This window comes from Lysinibacillus sp. AR18-8 (assembly GCF_001705465.1).
Classification (GTDB): domain Bacteria; phylum Bacillota; class Bacilli; order Bacillales_A; family Planococcaceae; genus Lysinibacillus; species Lysinibacillus capsici.
In genome coordinates this window covers 12,470-29,514 of record NZ_MDGU01000053.1, presented here as the reverse complement: position 1 = coordinate 29,514, position 17,045 = coordinate 12,470, and the positions used below count along the sequence as shown (strand labels likewise).

Here is a 17,045-nt window from a genome sequence, read left to right as displayed (position 1 = left end):
AGTGATTACCTTGCTTACGATTCACAATGTATCAAAACAAACTGGCATTTCTGTTCGAACGTTACGTTACTATGAGGAGATCGGCTTGTTACTTCCTATAGCAAAGACTGAGGGGGGACATAGGATATACGGAGAGAACGAACTCAAAACGTTACAACAGATTGTATTTTTAAAGGCATTGGGCTTCAAGTTGAAAGAAATTCAGACGCTTATCAATAATTCATGGAACTGGGAAGCAAGTTTAGACCATCAGTTAGCTTTTGTAGCAGAAGAGCAAAAGAAACTACAGCAAATGAAGAACACTATTCTTGGATTAAAGAATGCTTCGTCTATCGAAGGTGGGTTGACAGAGTCCCTTATCCAAAAGTACATTAAGCTTTCAAATCAAGAACGAGATAATAAGCAAGCCTTCCGCCAGCAGATTTTTGCAGCCAAAGAAATGGAACTATTTAGAAAATTACCCAATTTAAATAAAAATGATCCTAATTCTTTAGAGTGGATTGGTTTATTAGGTCAATTAAAGCAGCTTCATAAGGAAAGCCCTGAAGCCGATTCCGTGCAGTTTATTATTAAACGAATGATGGAAAAAGCCGAGGTAGAATATAACGGAAATGATGAATTTTTAGAGAAGATGTGGACGATAAGAAAATCTACTTATAAATCTGAACAAATAGGATTATATCCTTTAGAGGAAGAATTTCTACATTTTATAGAGCAGGCTTTTCATGTTTATGAAACAAAAAAACAGGCGTTAGGAAAGTCACAATCATGAACATAGAAATGTTGCTACTGATTGGTACCTTAGCTTTGTTAGACATGTTTAGTCCTTCTATAATTGGTGTATCCGTCTATGTATTGCTTGTGGCTAAAAAACAGCAGATCCGCCTTTTATTAACCTATTTAATGACTGTTGGGTTGTTTTACTTTAGTACTGGGATTTTTTTAATGTTAGGTCTAGGTGTCATATTCAACCCTATTTCTAATTTGCTAGATAGTTACTCAGCTCGATTAATCATGACCATGGTAGGGGGAATTTTATTTATTGGCAGTTGGTTAGTTCCAAAAAGAAAGGCAAATGGATCCCCTAAACCAAAATCTTTACATGTCAGCTCTATGGTAGCTTTAGGTTTCACAACTTCTATTTTAGAAGTTGCAACCGCTCTTCCTTATTTCGCGGCAATAGGTATTTTAACGAGTAATCAAATAGTGTTTTATGAATGGTTACCTTTATTGGCAGGATACAATTTAGTAATGATTGCACCAGGGATCATCCTACTATGCTTACATCTATTATTCCGCCGATTTATGAATAAACCTTTAAGAAAAATTCAAACGCTTTTTGATCAAAGAACAAGCTCGACCCTTTCTTGGATTATGTTCTTTGTAGGATTGATTTTGCTTATAAATGGTAGGATGATTTAAAATAAAAAACGGTAAAAATCCATTTTTACCGTTTTCTCTTCAGATTTTTGTCATAGACGCATTTCTTTTCATCATCACGATACCAATGCCGATGCAGATAATTGTCAATGCTAGCGTAATGACTAAGCTCCACCAGTAATCTGACATATCTATTGTCCCTCGAAATTTTGCAATTCCGTAGCTTGCTAGTTTCCACGGTGATATTGTCCAAAAGATTCCTATAATCATATCGATAATTTGCCCAACAAAGATCACTGTAAATGCACATGTTGTAGCAATAACTGTTTTAAAGCTGGCACTCATCATTAACGTAACAGCTATCACAAATAGCAACCAAATATAGTACGTAGAAAAGCTTACTAACAGTGCACCCACGTCCAACGTTCCATATAGAATAGTTGTATAATAGACACTTGCACCAAACCCAGCTAAAATACTAACAAAACAAATGGTGCTCATAACAACAAATTTACTCAAAAAATATGCGCCAAATGATATAGGTCGAGCATATAGTAATGTTGCCATACCATTAGCACGTTCCTTACTGACAGCTCCTACAAACGAAGCCATCATCACCAACAAGCCAATTGTTTGAAATTGCCCGATAGAAGCTTGAATTAAATCCAGTGGCATTAATTCTGGCATCAACATTTCAAAGCCCTCTGGAACATTTCCAACAGCATTTAAAATATCCATCATATAATAGTTTGTTAGTGGATCACTCATTCCAAGCAGAGCAAACACTAGAGGAATCCATAGAAACTTCCAACTCCGCCATGCTTCTCTAAATTCCTTTTGCAGAAGTACATTGAATCCTCTCATGCCTTTTTCGCCACCTTCATGAAAATTTCTTCCAAAGATGCTGTCTGTCGCTCTACCTTTCTAATTGTATAAGGACATTCACTTAACCGTTGAAGCAACATTTTCATCGTCGGCTCTTCATTCACGATCTCAATATACACATTACAACCTATTACATGATTAGAGGAATTTGCAAAAAGCTTAGCCTCTTCTTCACTGCCAAATTCAATGACATAATTTTGCTCATCAAAACGTTGCCGTACTTCACGTAATGTTCCCTGCTCTACTAGTTTTCCATTTTGCAAGAATAATAGTTGATCTGTCATTTCTTCAGCATCATTTAAAATATGCGTTGAGTATAAAATAGTCGTCTCTTGCTGTAGTCCTTTTAATAAATCAAGTACTTCTCTACGGCCGACTGGATCTAAAGCTGAAACAGGTTCGTCTAATAGCAGTAATTTAGGCTTATGCACTATTGCTTGGGAAATACCCAGTCGCTGCTTCATTCCACCTGAAAAAGAGGCTATTTTTTTATGTTGGACGTCCCCTAACCCTACAAATTCTAAGGTTTTTTGTGCTTCTAATTTAGCCTTTTTGGCTGCTACACCATTCAATTTTGCAGCCATTTCTGTAAACTCTAACGCAGTTAACCAAGGATGAAATTGTGGATATTGGGGTAAAAAACCTATATTCGCACGTAAATCATTACCTAGCATCTTTACATTTCCAGCAGTCGGTCTTAAAAGCCCCGTTAACATAGATAAAGTGGTTGTCTTGCCAGCTCCATTTGGACCAATTAAAGCCGTAGAAGTTTTTTCCTCTAAGTTAAAATGAATAGCATCTACAACTTTGTGCTCTGCAAATTGCTTGGTCAAACCTATAACTTGAAGTAAAGTTGTCATGACTGCTTTCTCCCCACTATAAAGTACGCAATTGATCCAAATAGATTAGCAAAAAGAATAATAAACACCCAAAGAATTTTAGGGCCGTTTGTTGCATGAATTTTTCGTAAATCAATAAGTGCTACAATCATCAAAATAATTTGAACGATGATGAGCGGTGCTATTACTGCCCATGGAACTTTTGCTAATTCCTCCATCATACAGATCACCTCATTAGTTGTTATACATTAACTATAACAACTTTGTTCTAATATGTATAGAACAAAGTATCTCTTACATCATAAAAAAAGATGTACCTTAATTAGTACATCTTCTCAATTATTTATAAAGTTTTTGCAGCGCGTCTTCCATTTTAGGGCGTATCGTCACCACTGGACGAGCTTTTTTGACAGCTGCCTGTGCTGCTTCTAATGAATCAGCCATACCCAACTCCATTAATATAGCAGTAGCTGCAACACCTGCACGTCCACCACCACTTCCACAGTGGACATATACTTTCTGCCCTGTCTCAAAGGCTATAGCAACTTCTTGCGCGACTTGTTGGATGGATGATGCTACTTCACTATCTTCATCTGCTATAGGCATATGTTTATAAGAATAAGGAACTGTCTCCTGGTCTTGAGGGGATAGCCCTTGAACACGAACATCTATCACAACATCAACGGATTCTTGTGTAAATGCAGCCTCTGCATCTTTTGCACCGCCAAAGAACAGTTGATCCTTTACTAAAACATCGTAGTCTTTCCCCATATTCTCCACGCCTCACATGTTTTATTTTAGTAAATGCTTAATATCCTCATAATATGGTAGAGCCGTTAAAGCACCTGCTTTTGTTGCGGCAAAAGCTCCTAATTTGTTGCCAAAGCTTGTACAACGCACTAGTTCTTCTTTTGTTGTAGGTAAACCATTGTAATGGACATCACGTAGGACACCTGCCATAAATGCATCTCCCGCACCTGTTGTATCCACAGGCACTACTTTCTCAGTAGGTACATGGATAACTTCACCATTAAGGACTGCATAAGTCCCGTTTTCTCCTACGGTAATTAAAATAATAGGCACTAAATAGCTATTTAATTGCTCGATACCTTCTTCTAAGCTACTTGTCTCTGTCAGGAAGAATAGCTCATCATCCGTCACCTTTAAAATATCGACATCCTCGAAAAATGATGTAATCGTATCTCGACAAATTTCTTCACTGCTCCAACGTAAAGGACGAATATTTGCATCCATTGCAATAATCGCACCCTTGTCCTTAGCCATTTCTACTGCTGCTCGTGTTGTAGCAAGAGCTGTTGGATGGAACATTGTGCCTGAACACACCGTTAAAGCAGAGGCATGCTTAAAAGCTGCTTCATTTAGCTGTGATGGTTCAACTTGTAAATCAGGTGTTTCATCAACATAATCCTTAAAAATTCGCTCACATGCTTCTGTTAGATGCACATATACACCACTTACTCGTTTTGCTGGATCAAATACGGCATAATCCAGTTTCACACCCTCTTGGGCAAGCCCATCTCGCACAAATTGCGAGCCCTCGTCATCCCCCGTAATTGTAATTAATGCGGAAGGCGCACCAATGCGGCTAATACCCGCTGCAACATTGACCGTTGCGCCACCCATATATTTAGTAAATGATGTGTTTGTTACATCATCAGCAATATAGTCAATAAAAGCATCTCCATAGACTAATATAAAATCCTTCTCTTGCTTTGTCATGATAGTCCTCCTGAAAGTCTAGTCATTATAGATTAACACGAAAATTGTCATTCTATAAAGGTTTTTACTTTTGGGATTTCTTTATGAGCGGATGGATAACTTGAGTCATCCCCTATCTTTGTTATACTTGCCTATAGAAAGGTAGGGATTATCAAAATGAGTATTACAATTCGACAAGCGCAACCACAAGATGCCCATGCCGTTGTGCCTTTAATTATCGACGCCATTGGCGATATTGCTAATCGCTTAACTGGTGAGCAATCAACGGAGGCTGTTATACAAGAGCTGACTGTTCTTTTTCACCAAGAAGACAATCGACATTCTTATTTAAATACTTTTGTCGCTACTGAAAATGAACAGATTTTGGGGATTCTCGTTTATTATCACGGCGAACAAGCCGTTCACATGGACGCTAACCTTGTTAAATGGCTTGAAGCAAAAAATGCGCCATCCATTGTTATTGACCAAGAAGCCCATGAAGATGAGGCTTACATTGATACAGTTTGTGTTGCACCAGCTGCACGTGGTAAAGGAATCGGAACATTGCTATTACAATTTGCTGAAGAGCTGACAAAGCAGCGTGGCTATACAAAATTATCATTAAATGTTGAAACCCAAAAAGAAGAAGCTCGCCGTCTTTATGAACGACTAGGATTTGTTATTACGGAGCCTTGGTCAATTATTGATGAGCCTTTTCACCATATGGTTAAACAGTTTTAGGAAGTGAATAACTAATATATGAAAAACAATTTGATTTACCCTCTTTTGATTGTTATTGCATCTAGTAGTTACGGGATCTTGTCGACTATTGTCAAAGTAGCTATGCAGCATGGCTTTACATCAGCAGAGGCTGTATCAAGCCAATATATTATTGGCTTTTTACTCGTAATATCCATCTTTATTTTTACTGACAGAAAATTACCAAGACCGTCCAAGAAGGGCTTACTTATTTTAATATGCGCGGGAATTTTTACAGGGACAACAGGTATCGTGTACGGAGAATCTTTAAAGTATCTTCCTGCTTCTCTTGCAGTAGTCATGTTATTCCAATTTACATGGATTGGTCTACTGATTGATTGTGCCCTCCATAAAAGATTACCAAGTAGACCTGAAGTAATTTCAATCGTTATCTTATTTATAGGAACGATTCTAGCTGCAGGTGTATTAAATGTAGATTTAAGTGACATTCCTATTCAAGGATGGCTATTCGGTTTTACAGCAGCCGTTACTTTTGCATGTTTTATTCAATTTAATTCTCGACCCGTCGAGGGCGTGACTACCACATCAAGGGTATTAATCGTTTCCTCTGTAGCCCTTATTTTGATCAGTATTTTCCTAAGCCCAGAGGTTATTTGGAACGGTAAACTATTTATGCAAGGCCTGTGGAAATACGGACTAGCACTAGGTCTTTTCGGTATCATTTTACCGATTTATCTATTTTCAATTGCTATCCCTAAAATCGGTGGTGCGCTTGCTTCTATTTTAAGTGCCATTGAATTACCAGTGGCTGTTACTGTTTCTGTTATTGTTTTGCATGAACCTTTAACTGCTGTACAAATTATCGGGATTGTACTGGTGATTGCTGGTATGATGCTGCCAACCATTGTTGCACAACGTCAACAAAAGGATAGCTTATTAGAAGCACATTCATAAAACGACAAAAAACTCCTTAAAAATGGAATGATTCCTTTTTAAGGAGTTTTTTTGAACTTTAATGAAATGCCATTGCTTACCATTATGCACTTCGTTATGATGAATGCAAATGTAATTTTTTAATAATTCTAACATTAATGTTCCCCTTCGGTATTATACTGCAATATGCAAGTAACTTACTTTAAGAAAGGGGAAGTTGATGAAAAAAGCCTATATTCTTGGTTTTTTCCTTATGTTAATGCTTTTCGTTTTAGCTGCTTGTAATGGCAAAGATCAGCAAAATTCTACAAATGATGCAGCAAATAATGACGAGGCATCGGATGGTAAAAAAACAGAAGTAGCAGCAACGTCGCCTTCAGGCAAGCTAGTAATTTACACTGGACGTGACGAAGAAATGGTGCAAAATGTGATCGATCAGTTTAATGAAAAATATCCAGACATTGAAGTAGAATTTCTAACGATGGGTGCTCAACAAATTTTAGAACGTCTTCGTGGAGAGAAAGCCAATCCTCAAGCAGATTTTTGGTGGGGCGGAACCCAATCAGCGCTCATTGTTGGCGCCAATGAAGACTTACTACATGCTTGGCAGCCGAGCTTTATTGACTCTATTGATACCACACACAAAGATGTTGAAGGACGATGGTTCGGCGAGATGCTGTTACCAGAAGTAATTATGATTAATAGTGATTTACTAACAAAAGAAACTGGTCCACAGGACTGGGATGACTTATTAGATCCTAAATGGAAGGATCAAATTTTAATCAGAGGTGTACTGGCGTCAGGCACAATGCGTACGATTTATTCTTCCATGATTGTACGGCAAGATGCAGATTCACCAGATAAAGGCTATGAATGGTTACTACAATTAGATGCCAATACAAAGGAGTACACACAAGACCCTAATGCCTTGTATTTAAAGCTAACACGTCAAGAAGGCAGTGTCTCCCTATGGAATCTACAAGATATTTTGTTAAAAAAATATACGACAGATTATCCTTTTGATTATATTTATCCTAAAAGTGGAGCACCTATTTTAGTAGACGGTGTAGCAGTTGTAAACAATGCGAAAAACCTAGAAAATGCGAAACTATTTGTAGAGTTTTTATTTGAAAAAGAGATGGTAACACAATTAGCTAATGATTACTATCAAATTCCTACACGTTCTGATATCGACAAAGCCTCCATGCCAGAATGGTATCAGGAATTAGATTTAAAAACATTTGATATTGATTGGCAGCTAATGTCTGACAAAGAAGCAGAATGGATGGAATACTGGGATAACAATATTAAAGGGCGCGGTAAATAGTAGAACGGGTAAAAATTCGGCTTATACAGCGAATTTTTACCTTCCTGTATCATCTAGATTCTTTGTTAGAGAGGAGCTAATGATTGAGAAGTGTCAGAATTGAAAATGTCTCGAAGCAATTTGGTCAAGTGTATGGCGTGAAAGACTTAAATCTTGAAATAAAAGCTGGTGAATTTTTTACCTTTCTCGGTCCTAGCGGCTGTGGCAAAACAACCACTTTAAGGATGCTTGCAGGCTTTTATTACCCTACTAAAGGCAAAATTCTTTTTGATGAGCGAGATGTCACTCGACTTCAGCCCAATAAGCGCAATATCGGCATGGTATTTCAAAATTATGCCCTTTTCCCCCATATGACAGTTGATGAGAATATTGCATTTGGTTTACAAGTTCGAAAATTTTCAAAAGCTGAGATTCAGCACAAGGTTGATCGAATTAGAGGCCAAGTGCATCTTGCTGCTTACGGCAACAGAAAAATAAATGAGCTATCTGGTGGACAGCAGCAACGTGTTGCTTTAGCTAGAGCACTCGTGATAGAGCCAGATATTTTATTGCTTGATGAACCTCTATCCAATCTAGATGCAAAATTGCGTGAGGAAACACGTATTGAAATCAAACGAATCCAATCTGAGCTTGGAGTCACAACGATATACGTTACTCACGATCAAATGGAGGCCATGTCTATGTCGGATCGAATTATGGTCATGGAAAATGGCTATATCAAACAAATTGGTACTCCTCAGGAAATTTATCATCAACCCAAGGATCGTTTTGTGGCAAATTTTATTGGTGAAACTAATTTAATTGAATGCTCAATCCAAGCTATTGATGGGGAAAATGTACAAGTACGAACAGTGAATGGACATAATTTAACTGGGCGAAAGCAACAAAGCTCTCCCTCCTTAACGCATATGATTGGAGACAAAGTATTTATTTCTATTCGTCCAGAATCGATTCAACTTGGTACTGGTGAAAACACATTAACAGGAAAAATTACATTTGTTGAATTCACAGGCATTAGCGTTAATTACATTGTAGATTTTACTGCGTTCTCACTTAAAGTAATGCTTATTAATTCTTATGACCAAATCAAAAAGATCGGTGAAGATATTACAATCCATATGGCACAAGATTCACTATACTTTTTAGGGGAATAGGAGGAAGCCAATATGGAGAAACAGTCTGAAAGTACGTGGACGCGAATTTTTCATGCTAATTGGTTTGTCTATGTTTTAATATCGCCATTATTTTTAGTGTTATTCGCCTATGTGGTTTACCCCTTCTATCAAACTTTCATCCAAAGCTTTGCTGGCGATGAAGCATTCTTGCACTATAAGAAATTTTTTGATATAGCTAGTCCAGCAAATTTAGAGGCCTTGTGGACCAGTATTTATATTTCATTCATCAGTGTTATTTGCTGTGCACTTGTTGGGGTAACAATGGCCTTTTTACTAGAACGCTATAATTTCCCTGGGAGACGGATATTGTCTGTTTTAGTTTTGGTTCCAATGGCACTTCCTCCTCTAGTAGGTGTTTTGTCCTTTTCATTTTTATATGGTGATAGCGGGATTTTCCCACGAATTTTTCAGCATCTATTTGGGTTGGAACACGTTCCTTTTGCCTTGAAGGGAATATGGGGTGTCATCGTTGTTCATACATTCACAATGTATACGTACTTCTATTTGACTGCCTCTGCTGCCATTAAGGGGCTTGATCCTGCTCTTGAAGAGGCAGCTACTAGTCTGGGTGCAGGGCGTATTCGCGTATGGACAAAGGTTATTTTACCAATGCTCACACCTTCTATTGTTGCCTCATCCTTATTGGTGTTTATGATTTCTATGGCTTCTTATACTGCACCTTTGATGTTTGGTGTAGAGCGTACTATGACGATGCAAATTTATTTATCACGTACAAATGGGAATCTTGAGATGGCTGCAACACAGTCGATGATATTATCTTTTGTATCTATCACTTTTTTAATCATTATGCGCTGGTATCAAAATCGCAGAAATTATCAAAATCTAAGTAAGGGAATTAGTGTTCATCGTTCAGAGGTATCCTCAAAAAAGGTAAAAATTATAGCAACAATCGCTTCTTTTGTTGGCACATTAATATTGATACTGCCTATTTTAGTGCTGATATTGATCTCTTTTTCTGTGGATGGCGCTTGGAAAACGCAAATTCTCCCGACCGACTATACAATTGATCATTATATTGCCCTTTTTACCGATGAGCGCACATGGCGGCCTATTTGGAACTCCATTCAAATGGGTGTCATTGCAACACTGGGCAATATCATCTTTGGTGTCGCGGCTGCTTATGCTATGGTGCGCTTAAATTTTAAAGGGAAAACCTTGCTCGATATTTTGATAATGGTACCTTGGGCTTTGCCAGGAACAGTTGTTGCTGTTAATTTAATTGCTGCTTTTAGTACAGAAAGTATCTTTAGTTTTAATCAAGTATTGATCGGGACATTTTGGATTTTGCCATTAGCCTACTTTATTCGACATTTACCACTTGTTTTTCGATCAACATCCGCCTCTCTTGTACAGCTAGATCAATCGATTGAAGAGGCATCACGTGGCTTAGGAGCCAACTGGTGGTATACATTTAGACGTATTGTCGTGCCTTTAACATTCACCGGGATTTTAGCAGGGACACTCTTAGCCCTCGTGCAAAGCTTTGGTGAATTTGTTGCATCCATTCTAATTTACAGTACATCCACTATTCCATTGTCTGTAGCGATATTCCAAAAATTATATGCATTTAAATTTGGGACCGCCTGTGCTTATGGTGTCTTACAAATTTGTTTAATTTTAGTTGTCCTTATTATTTCTGAAAAACTATCAAAAGGCAGTGCTGGTACAGCCATTTAGCTGCCAATCTATTAGGGGGCCATGACAATGTTTGAAGATTTTCGCAATAAAACACAGCTGGAAGATGGGATGATATTCCCTTCTAACATCTATCGAAAAATCGTTTTACAGCCAGCTTATGATGAGGCAAAGAAAAATTTTTTAACAATTATGCTACAAATCAATATTGCTCATTTAAAAATGTTAGAAGAACAAGGACTTGTAAAAAAAGATGAGGCAAAGCAAATTGGGATAGCTCTAAAAAAAATTGACTTAAATTATTATCGTTTAGAGGATTACAGTCCCCAATATGAGGATTTATTTTTCCGCATTGAAAATAAATTAATAGAGCTTGCTGGTGATGTTGCTGGAAATCTTCACATTGGCAGAAGCCGAAATGATATGGGTATTGCCATCTATCGAATGACATTAAGAAAAAAATTATTACTATTAATGCGCGAGTTACTAACATTACGTGATGATTTAATCGCTGCTGCAGAGGAACATATCGATACCATTATGATTGGCTACACACATACACAGCAGGCCCAGCCTACAACCTTCGCCCATTATTTAAAGGCCGTGATCGATCAGCTAGAGCGTGATTTTGAACGAATGCAGCATGTCTATAAAACCGTCAATCGTAGCAGTATGGGAGCCGCTGCCTTAACAACGACAGGCTTTGATATTAGTAGAGAACGTATGCGTGATCTACTAGCCTTTGATGATATTATCGAAAATGCATGGGATGCAGTTGCAGGAGCAGATTATATAGCTGAGGCTGCAAGTATTGTACAGCTTGCAGCACTCAATCTTGGCCGTACTTCTCAAGATTTTTTATTATGGGCTACTCAGGAGTTTAATGCGTTTACACTCGCAAGTCCATATGTGCAAATAAGCTCTATTATGCCTCAAAAGCGTAATCCTGTTTCTATAGAACATACACGCTCATTACTATCTGCGGTTGTAGGAGATGCAAGTACAGTATTACAGATGGTACATAATACACCTTTTGGCGATATCGTAGACACTGAGGATGATATGCAGCCTTATTTATGGCGTGCCATTGACCGCTTAATTGGTATTTATAAGTTGTTTGGTTCGCTTGTTGTTACAATGGATGTCAATAAGAAGAAGTTAAAAAATCGCGCTGAAAATAGCTTTGCGAATGTCACTGAGCTCGCTGATACATTAGTCCGTTCAGAGGGCATTTCCTTCCGTCAAGCACATAGTATTGTTAGTAAATGTATTAAGGTTCTACTTGCTCATGGAGAGGAATCATTAGCTAGTCTTACATGGGGACTTGCAAATACACAATCGAAATTGATCACGGGCAAGGAATTAACTATTTCAGAAGAGGATTTCTATAAGACATTAAAACCAGAATCTTTTGTTGGTGTACGAACATTACTAGGTGGACCCGCTCCAGCCACTATGAAAGCTGCCCTTGAACGCTCCAAACTGAATGCCCATGATTTTTATGAATGGATTCGCTTAAAGGAAAGTTCCATTATTGAAGCAGAAAAAGAACTAACAGCCTTTCTAGAGGAATGGAATCAATGAAGCAATGGTTATTAATTATTGATGGTGGGGCGACAAAAACAGCATGTGCAGTTGTTCATGCTGAATCTGGTGACATTGAATATTCTATATCCGCTAAAGGCTCTAATTATCAAGCCATTGGTGTTGAATCAGCTACAGCAATTTTACAAGAGCTTTTAGCAAATGTTGAAACATTTTTGCAAAAGTATCCTAATTCTCAAATTGCTGTAGCTACCTTTGCTTTAGCTGGCATTGATTCTCCGAAGGATCATGCAACCGTCGTAACCATTGTTCAAAATGCTCTTCAGACCACACAGTTACAAATCGATACACTGATTATTGAAAATGATGCGGAGGCCACACTATTAGGTGTGACTGCTGGACAGGCAGGTGCACTACTCATCGCTGGAACAGGAGCTATTGCCTATGCCTTTGATGGGCAACGAATTGTACGTGTAGGGGGTTGGGGACATCGGGCTGGCGATGAGGGAAGTGGGTATTGGTTAGGGCAGGAAGTCGTAAGAGCTATATTTAAAATGGAGGATGGTCGAGGGAAACCAACAATCTTAAAGGAAGCCGTCTATCAATCTTTAGGTATACAAGATGTTACAGAGCTCGCTGAATGGCTCTTCCGCCCTTCCTATACCAATGCACAACTGGCCAAGATGGGTTCCTTTGTGGCAAAGGCAGTCGAGCAAAAAGATGCTTGTGCCATCGAAATATCTCAACAAGCAGCCCACGAACTAGCTATTCTAGCAAACGCTGTATTGAAAAAAATTAACTATCAGAATACACCATTTAATCTATATTGCAATGGTGGTGCCATTAAGCATAATCCACTCATTTTAAAGATCTTTACAGAGGAAATAACCTTCATGTATCCTCAAGTGGACATTATCCTTTGTCAGCATCAGCCTATCACCTATTTAATTGAACGAACAAAAAGGGCATATGACTGTTTATAAGTCATTGCCCTTTTCTTGCTTTTAAAGTGCCAGTCTCTTCAATTCATTCGTCGTAAAATAGAGATACCCATCCTTTATAAATAAATCCTTCGAATCCTCCCTATTTAGTACCTCTTCTCCACTACCATCTGGACGAATCTTTGTTAAATACGCCCCTCGGGAATAATTACTAAAGTAGAGCCAACCATCCGAATAAACGATATATTGTGCCCGTGAATTTGTGACACGCTTCGTTTTACCAGTTTTCATATCTAGTACATATAACTTATTGTCATCTGCAATATTACTATAAAACAATTGGTCTCCAACCTGCGCTGGGAAGTCTATATCATGATAATAACTATACAGTGTGCTTGTTGCTTTTGGATAGTCTTCAGCAATCCACGTGTGATCCTTCGCCATTGTACGGTCATCTACTAAAAAGTATTGGTAGCGTATTGCGCCCTTACGATCTGGTACTGGATCATTCCATGTCGTATCGAGATGATACCATTGTCCATCCAGCTTGACTAGATTCCACGCATGTCCCTCTTGACCTACATAGCCTACGATATATTTTGTTTCAATACCCAATTTTTGAAGCATAGAGTGGGCAAGTAAAGCATAGCCCTGACATACTCCCCCGTGCTCGGCAAGAACGGTATAAGCACTGTGTGGGCTAGAATTCGTTTGTTCTGTATAGGAAGTATTGGCAACAATATAGTCATTGACAGCTCGTACCTTTTCTACATCCGTCATAGATTTTTTAGTAATCTTAGCAATAATTTCTTGAACATTCATTTCTACATATGCCGCCTGCTCTGGCGTCATTAAATAGCTCTGTTCTCCAAAAATAGTTGCTTTATTTCGCCCATATTCATATCGAATTGAATGTTTACTTACATGGCCGTAAACATAGTCATCGCGTTTGATAGCATTGTTATAGGCCTCTTCTACAATTTGTTCAATTCGCTGTGTATTCCCTTTATATTGAATTTCAAACTTTGGTGAAAAGCTATTATAATACGCATACATCGCATCAGCCAGTTCCTTGGCATTTGTCACGACTAACTTTGTTTCAGGTTTCTGAATAGGTGGAGCTGTAGGGGCTACCTCCGCTTCATGGACATCTTCTATAGGTAGGGCTGTTTCAATTAAGGCATTATCTGAAAGTCTTGCAGTAACATCTACAATCTTCTCTTTAGTTGAAAGTAGCATAGTTTCTATTTCATCATTATTTGTCCAATCGACCACCTGCTGAACAACAGCCTTACCAGCCGTATAAATAGGATCAATAAAAATAATAATAATGGCAATTATAGCTAATTTCTTCCACAAACTCCTCACCTCCAACCGTCTTCTTTACATTATATACAAAAAAAGCACAAAGAACTCACTTAAGGGTCCATTTGTGCCTGTTAATATTTGTTTGTTGACTTAATTAATTTTAAGTTTATGTTCTTTTGTCTGGACATTATACATTAAATAATTGTCACTAACCTTTAAATTTGTTACTGGCTGCTTCACTAGCACCTCAGCTTTTAACGTTTTTAAATCTAGCTTTGTCAAATACCCACCGTTACTGTAATCACTATAATATAGGTTTTGATTAGTCCCTGTAATATACAACGCACGTTTATCTAATACCTTTGACTTGCTACCACTAGTCATATCAAGCTTATACAGTTTATCGTTATCTGCAGTATTACTAAAATAAACAATATTATTTAACTGATGTGCGAAATGAACATTAAGCAAATAACTGTATTTAGTGCTTGTAGCAGGAGGATAATTTCCTTTAATCCAAGTGTGATCTTTGCTAATTTGATTGTCCGACACTAAAAAATAGTCATAGGACGCAGCACCAACGCGATTTGGCAAAGGATCGTTCCATGTTGTATCCAAATGATACCATTTCCCATCAACCTTTACTAAATTCCAAGCATGTGCCTCATTCCCATTTACAAAACCTACAACATATTTTGTCTCTATCCCAGACTGCTCTAACATAGCATGTGCTGCCAATGCATAACCCTGGCATACAGCCTGTCCTTCAAAAAACAAAGCATAAGCACTATGTGGACTTGCCTTAGTTTTAGTCCCGTACATAGTATTGGATACAATATAATCGTTAATAGCTTTTACTTTTTGGAAATCTGTCATAGAAGGTTTGATAATATTTTTCAATATTAGATTAATCTTTTTTTGTACATCTACTTCTTGAGTTTGATTTGTCAGGTACTTCATTTTATACGTTACATTCCCTAGAGAATCTGCGGAAACCATGGTACTTTCTATATGTCCACTTGCATAAACGGCTTGTTGCTTAGCTTTTTCAAGTGCGTCCATCATTTCTTTTTTGAGGTCGCCTATTTTGCCTGTATACGTAATTTTTATATCGGTCTCAAAGTTTTGTATTTGCTTTGCAAGTTCTTCTGTTAATTGATCCCAATTTGCTACTGTTGAGTTAGCAACCATAGGATAAATTTGGGAGGTATTTTCTGTTTGTTTTGCATAGACTGCAGTTGGACTTAATATCAATAAAGCCGCACCACATAACAATAATTTTTTCATCACTCATCACCTTCCCTTTGATTCTTTCTTCACTATTTAGCATAGCAAAGAATGTACCTACTAAGCTATCATACAAGTTCACTAACTAAGACTTTTAACTAAAAATATATTCAATTTTATATAATATAAAATACCTAATAATAAAATATAATTAGCGAATATAACTATTTTTTTGCAAAATAATAAAACTCACCTAATTAATAGTGAGTTTTATTTCGATTTAGATTCTGTAATTGTTCAGGAGTTTAGAAAATTATCTACTTTTCACCACTAAATTAACTGCTTCCTGAATGGCTTCGTTCATTTTTTCGCCATCCCCTTCAGCATTCTGTACACATTCCAATAGGTTTGTACTAACAATAACCCCAACTGTACGGTCTACAGCAGAGCGTACTGCTGATAATTGTGTAATGACTGCCTTACAGTCTTTTTCCTCCTCCATCATTTTCAAAATGCCACGTAGCTGTCCTTCCATCCGTTTCACACGATTTTTCACTTGATCTGAATATTCCATATACATTGCTCCTTCTCTTATACTCGCTACGCTCTAATGAGTGATCGTTATTCTTTATCCTAGCTCATTATTTTAAATTTAAACCTAGCCATTACTATTCCTTGGCTTTAGATAATTTATGAGCATTCTCATAATAATGGTACCAGCGTTTGTTATTTCATCGTACTGAATTATTGAATTCTTCTTTATACGTAATTGCCCAATTTCAACTTCGAAAACTGGACACTTTCTTTTAAGTGCAGCAACTAACATGTTTGTATCATAATCATAGCGTTCACCTTTTACTTTCATTAACCAAGGCAACTCATTGATGGAAATATAACGTAAACCTGTTTGTGTATCCATTAATTTCTTATGATACAGTATCTCGAAAAATAAGCTTGTTGCACGGTTTCCCCAGTAAGAAAGAAATGTACTATCAGTTGAACGAAAGTTACGTACACCTAGCACAATCCCTTCAGAAAACACCTTTGTCATCGTTAAAACAAGCTTCACATCTTGTAAAGTATGTTGCCCATGGGCCCCAACTGTAAGGATACCATGGCACCTCGCTTGTTGTTCTCGTATATATGCAAAGGCGGTCTTAAGTGCGCCACCCTTACCGATATTGCAATCATGCTGTAGTACTTGGCAGCGTTCAATTTTATCTAGGTTTTCAAAAATATCTTTATATTTTTGATCACTCCCATCATTGACAATGATGATTTGTGTAATAGTCGTTGCTAGCAATTGATGTACATAGGTAATGAGTGATTGTTGTGGATTATATGCTGGTATAATAGCTGCAATATTTTTCATTTCGATCCCCCACCTAAA

At 37.6% G+C, this 17,045-nt stretch carries 18 protein-coding genes; 9 read left to right on the top strand and 9 right to left on the bottom strand.

Going from position 1 to position 17,045, the window contains the following annotated elements:
* The first annotated feature begins 1 nt into the window (after position 1).
* Together BFM98_RS22595 and BFM98_RS22590 are read left to right on the top strand one after the other, a co-directional pair.
* Positions 2 to 772, top strand: a complete 771-nt coding sequence (locus BFM98_RS22595; RefSeq protein WP_254660077.1) for a MerR family transcriptional regulator — start codon at positions 2 to 4, stop codon at positions 770 to 772.
* The gene (locus tag BFM98_RS22590) at positions 769 to 1,422 is read left to right on the top strand and encodes a GAP family protein (RefSeq protein WP_066038455.1); all 654 of its coding nucleotides are present in this window, start codon (positions 769 to 771) and stop codon (positions 1,420 to 1,422) included. The genes BFM98_RS22595 and BFM98_RS22590 overlap by 4 nt, the downstream gene beginning before the upstream one ends.
* Before the next feature lie 39 nt (positions 1,423 to 1,461).
* Here the strand turns inward: BFM98_RS22590 and BFM98_RS22585 are convergent, their stop codons facing one another.
* The 5 genes from BFM98_RS22585 to BFM98_RS22565 all read right to left on the bottom strand — a co-directional run bounded on the left by BFM98_RS22585 (position 1,462) and on the right by BFM98_RS22565 (position 4,844).
* Complete coding sequence (locus BFM98_RS22585; RefSeq protein WP_066038454.1) at positions 1,462 to 2,244, bottom strand: ABC transporter permease; 783 nt, start codon at positions 2,242 to 2,244, stop codon at positions 1,462 to 1,464.
* The gene (locus BFM98_RS22580; RefSeq protein ID WP_048395781.1) at positions 2,241 to 3,125 is read right to left on the bottom strand and encodes an ABC transporter ATP-binding protein; all 885 of its coding nucleotides are present in this window, start codon (positions 3,123 to 3,125) and stop codon (positions 2,241 to 2,243) included. Before BFM98_RS22580 ends, BFM98_RS22585 begins: the two co-directional genes overlap by 4 nt.
* The gene (locus BFM98_RS22575; RefSeq protein WP_081010918.1) at positions 3,122 to 3,325 is read right to left on the bottom strand and encodes a PLDc N-terminal domain-containing protein; all 204 of its coding nucleotides are present in this window, start codon (positions 3,323 to 3,325) and stop codon (positions 3,122 to 3,124) included. The genes BFM98_RS22580 and BFM98_RS22575 overlap by 4 nt, the downstream gene beginning before the upstream one ends.
* Before the next feature lie 118 nt (positions 3,326 to 3,443).
* Positions 3,444 to 3,875 carry a protein-tyrosine phosphatase family protein gene (locus BFM98_RS22570; protein ID WP_066038453.1) on the bottom strand — a complete coding sequence of 144 codons (432 nt, stop codon included), beginning with the start codon at positions 3,873 to 3,875 and terminating at the stop codon, positions 3,444 to 3,446.
* 21 nt (positions 3,876 to 3,896) lie between these two features.
* Positions 3,897 to 4,844, bottom strand: coding sequence for a carbohydrate kinase family protein (locus BFM98_RS22565; RefSeq protein WP_054548551.1), 948 nt, complete (start codon positions 4,842 to 4,844; stop codon positions 3,897 to 3,899).
* A gap of 156 nt (positions 4,845 to 5,000) precedes the next feature.
* Between BFM98_RS22565 and BFM98_RS22560 the strand changes: the two genes are divergently transcribed.
* The 7 genes from BFM98_RS22560 (at position 5,001) to BFM98_RS22530 (ending at position 13,162) form a co-directional block, all read left to right on the top strand.
* Positions 5,001 to 5,564: a GNAT family N-acetyltransferase gene (locus BFM98_RS22560; protein ID WP_066038452.1), complete on the top strand. Its 564-nt coding sequence runs from the start codon at positions 5,001 to 5,003 to the stop codon at positions 5,562 to 5,564.
* A gap of 18 nt (positions 5,565 to 5,582) precedes the next feature.
* Positions 5,583 to 6,497 carry an EamA family transporter gene (locus BFM98_RS22555; RefSeq protein ID WP_048395789.1) on the top strand — a complete coding sequence of 305 codons (915 nt, stop codon included), beginning with the start codon at positions 5,583 to 5,585 and terminating at the stop codon, positions 6,495 to 6,497.
* Positions 6,498 to 6,696: 199 nt separating this feature from the next.
* Positions 6,697 to 7,803 (top strand): extracellular solute-binding protein, encoded by a 1,107-nt coding sequence (locus tag BFM98_RS22550; RefSeq protein ID WP_048395791.1) that lies wholly within the window; start codon positions 6,697 to 6,699, stop codon positions 7,801 to 7,803.
* A gap of 83 nt (positions 7,804 to 7,886) precedes the next feature.
* Positions 7,887 to 8,957 (top strand): ABC transporter ATP-binding protein, encoded by a 1,071-nt coding sequence (locus BFM98_RS22545; protein ID WP_066038451.1) that lies wholly within the window; start codon positions 7,887 to 7,889, stop codon positions 8,955 to 8,957.
* A 12-nt stretch (positions 8,958 to 8,969) separates the two neighbouring features.
* The gene (locus tag BFM98_RS22540; RefSeq protein ID WP_066038450.1) at positions 8,970 to 10,676 is read left to right on the top strand and encodes an ABC transporter permease; all 1,707 of its coding nucleotides are present in this window, start codon (positions 8,970 to 8,972) and stop codon (positions 10,674 to 10,676) included.
* A 27-nt stretch (positions 10,677 to 10,703) separates the two neighbouring features.
* Entirely contained in the window at positions 10,704 to 12,218 is a 1,515-nt protein-coding gene (gene argH / locus BFM98_RS22535) for an argininosuccinate lyase (protein ID WP_066038449.1), read from the top strand.
* Positions 12,215 to 13,162, top strand: coding sequence for an N-acetylglucosamine kinase (locus BFM98_RS22530; RefSeq protein WP_066038448.1), 948 nt, complete (start codon positions 12,215 to 12,217; stop codon positions 13,160 to 13,162). Before argH ends, BFM98_RS22530 begins: the two co-directional genes overlap by 4 nt.
* Before the next feature lie 21 nt (positions 13,163 to 13,183).
* Here the strand turns inward: BFM98_RS22530 and BFM98_RS22525 are convergent, their stop codons facing one another.
* From BFM98_RS22525 to BFM98_RS22510, 4 genes are all read right to left on the bottom strand, one after another.
* Positions 13,184 to 14,488, bottom strand: a complete 1,305-nt coding sequence (locus BFM98_RS22525) for a transglutaminase domain-containing protein (protein ID WP_254660076.1) — start codon at positions 14,486 to 14,488, stop codon at positions 13,184 to 13,186.
* A gap of 90 nt (positions 14,489 to 14,578) precedes the next feature.
* Complete coding sequence (locus BFM98_RS22520; RefSeq protein ID WP_066038446.1) at positions 14,579 to 15,715, bottom strand: transglutaminase domain-containing protein; 1,137 nt, start codon at positions 15,713 to 15,715, stop codon at positions 14,579 to 14,581.
* Between the two features lie 253 nt (positions 15,716 to 15,968).
* On the bottom strand, positions 15,969 to 16,229 hold the full coding sequence (locus tag BFM98_RS22515) for a metal-sensitive transcriptional regulator (protein ID WP_004233098.1): 261 nt from the start codon (positions 16,227 to 16,229) through the stop codon (positions 15,969 to 15,971).
* 84 nt (positions 16,230 to 16,313) lie between these two features.
* Positions 16,314 to 17,027, bottom strand: coding sequence for a glycosyltransferase family 2 protein (locus tag BFM98_RS22510; protein WP_066038445.1), 714 nt, complete (start codon positions 17,025 to 17,027; stop codon positions 16,314 to 16,316).
* Between the last annotated feature and the right edge of the window lie 18 nt (positions 17,028 to 17,045).

What these genes read in the sequence shown, in the direction of transcription:
- BFM98_RS22590 (WP_066038455.1), top strand. Translation starts at nt 769, where the DNA reads ATGAACATAGAAATGTTGCTACTGATTGGTACCTTAGCTTTGTTAGAC.
- BFM98_RS22585 (WP_066038454.1), bottom strand. Translation starts at nt 2,244, where the DNA reads ATGAGAGGATTCAATGTACTTCTGCAAAAGGAATTTAGAGAAGCATGG.
- BFM98_RS22580 (WP_048395781.1), bottom strand. Translation starts at nt 3,125, where the DNA reads ATGACAACTTTACTTCAAGTTATAGGTTTGACCAAGCAATTTGCAGAG.
- BFM98_RS22575 (WP_081010918.1), bottom strand. Translation starts at nt 3,325, where the DNA reads ATGATGGAGGAATTAGCAAAAGTTCCATGGGCAGTAATAGCACCGCTC.
- BFM98_RS22570 (WP_066038453.1), bottom strand. Translation starts at nt 3,875, where the DNA reads ATGGGGAAAGACTACGATGTTTTAGTAAAGGATCAACTGTTCTTTGGC.
- BFM98_RS22565 (WP_054548551.1), bottom strand. Translation starts at nt 4,844, where the DNA reads ATGACAAAGCAAGAGAAGGATTTTATATTAGTCTATGGAGATGCTTTT.
- BFM98_RS22560 (WP_066038452.1), top strand. Translation starts at nt 5,001, where the DNA reads ATGAGTATTACAATTCGACAAGCGCAACCACAAGATGCCCATGCCGTT.
- BFM98_RS22555 (WP_048395789.1), top strand. Translation starts at nt 5,583, where the DNA reads ATGAAAAACAATTTGATTTACCCTCTTTTGATTGTTATTGCATCTAGT.
- BFM98_RS22550 (WP_048395791.1), top strand. Translation starts at nt 6,697, where the DNA reads ATGAAAAAAGCCTATATTCTTGGTTTTTTCCTTATGTTAATGCTTTTC.
- BFM98_RS22540 (WP_066038450.1), top strand. Translation starts at nt 8,970, where the DNA reads ATGGAGAAACAGTCTGAAAGTACGTGGACGCGAATTTTTCATGCTAAT.
- argH (WP_066038449.1), top strand. Translation starts at nt 10,704, where the DNA reads ATGTTTGAAGATTTTCGCAATAAAACACAGCTGGAAGATGGGATGATA.
- BFM98_RS22530 (WP_066038448.1), top strand. Translation starts at nt 12,215, where the DNA reads ATGAAGCAATGGTTATTAATTATTGATGGTGGGGCGACAAAAACAGCA.
- BFM98_RS22520 (WP_066038446.1), bottom strand. Translation starts at nt 15,715, where the DNA reads ATGAAAAAATTATTGTTATGTGGTGCGGCTTTATTGATATTAAGTCCA.
- BFM98_RS22515 (WP_004233098.1), bottom strand. Translation starts at nt 16,229, where the DNA reads ATGGAATATTCAGATCAAGTGAAAAATCGTGTGAAACGGATGGAAGGA.
- BFM98_RS22510 (WP_066038445.1), bottom strand. Translation starts at nt 17,027, where the DNA reads ATGAAAAATATTGCAGCTATTATACCAGCATATAATCCACAACAATCA.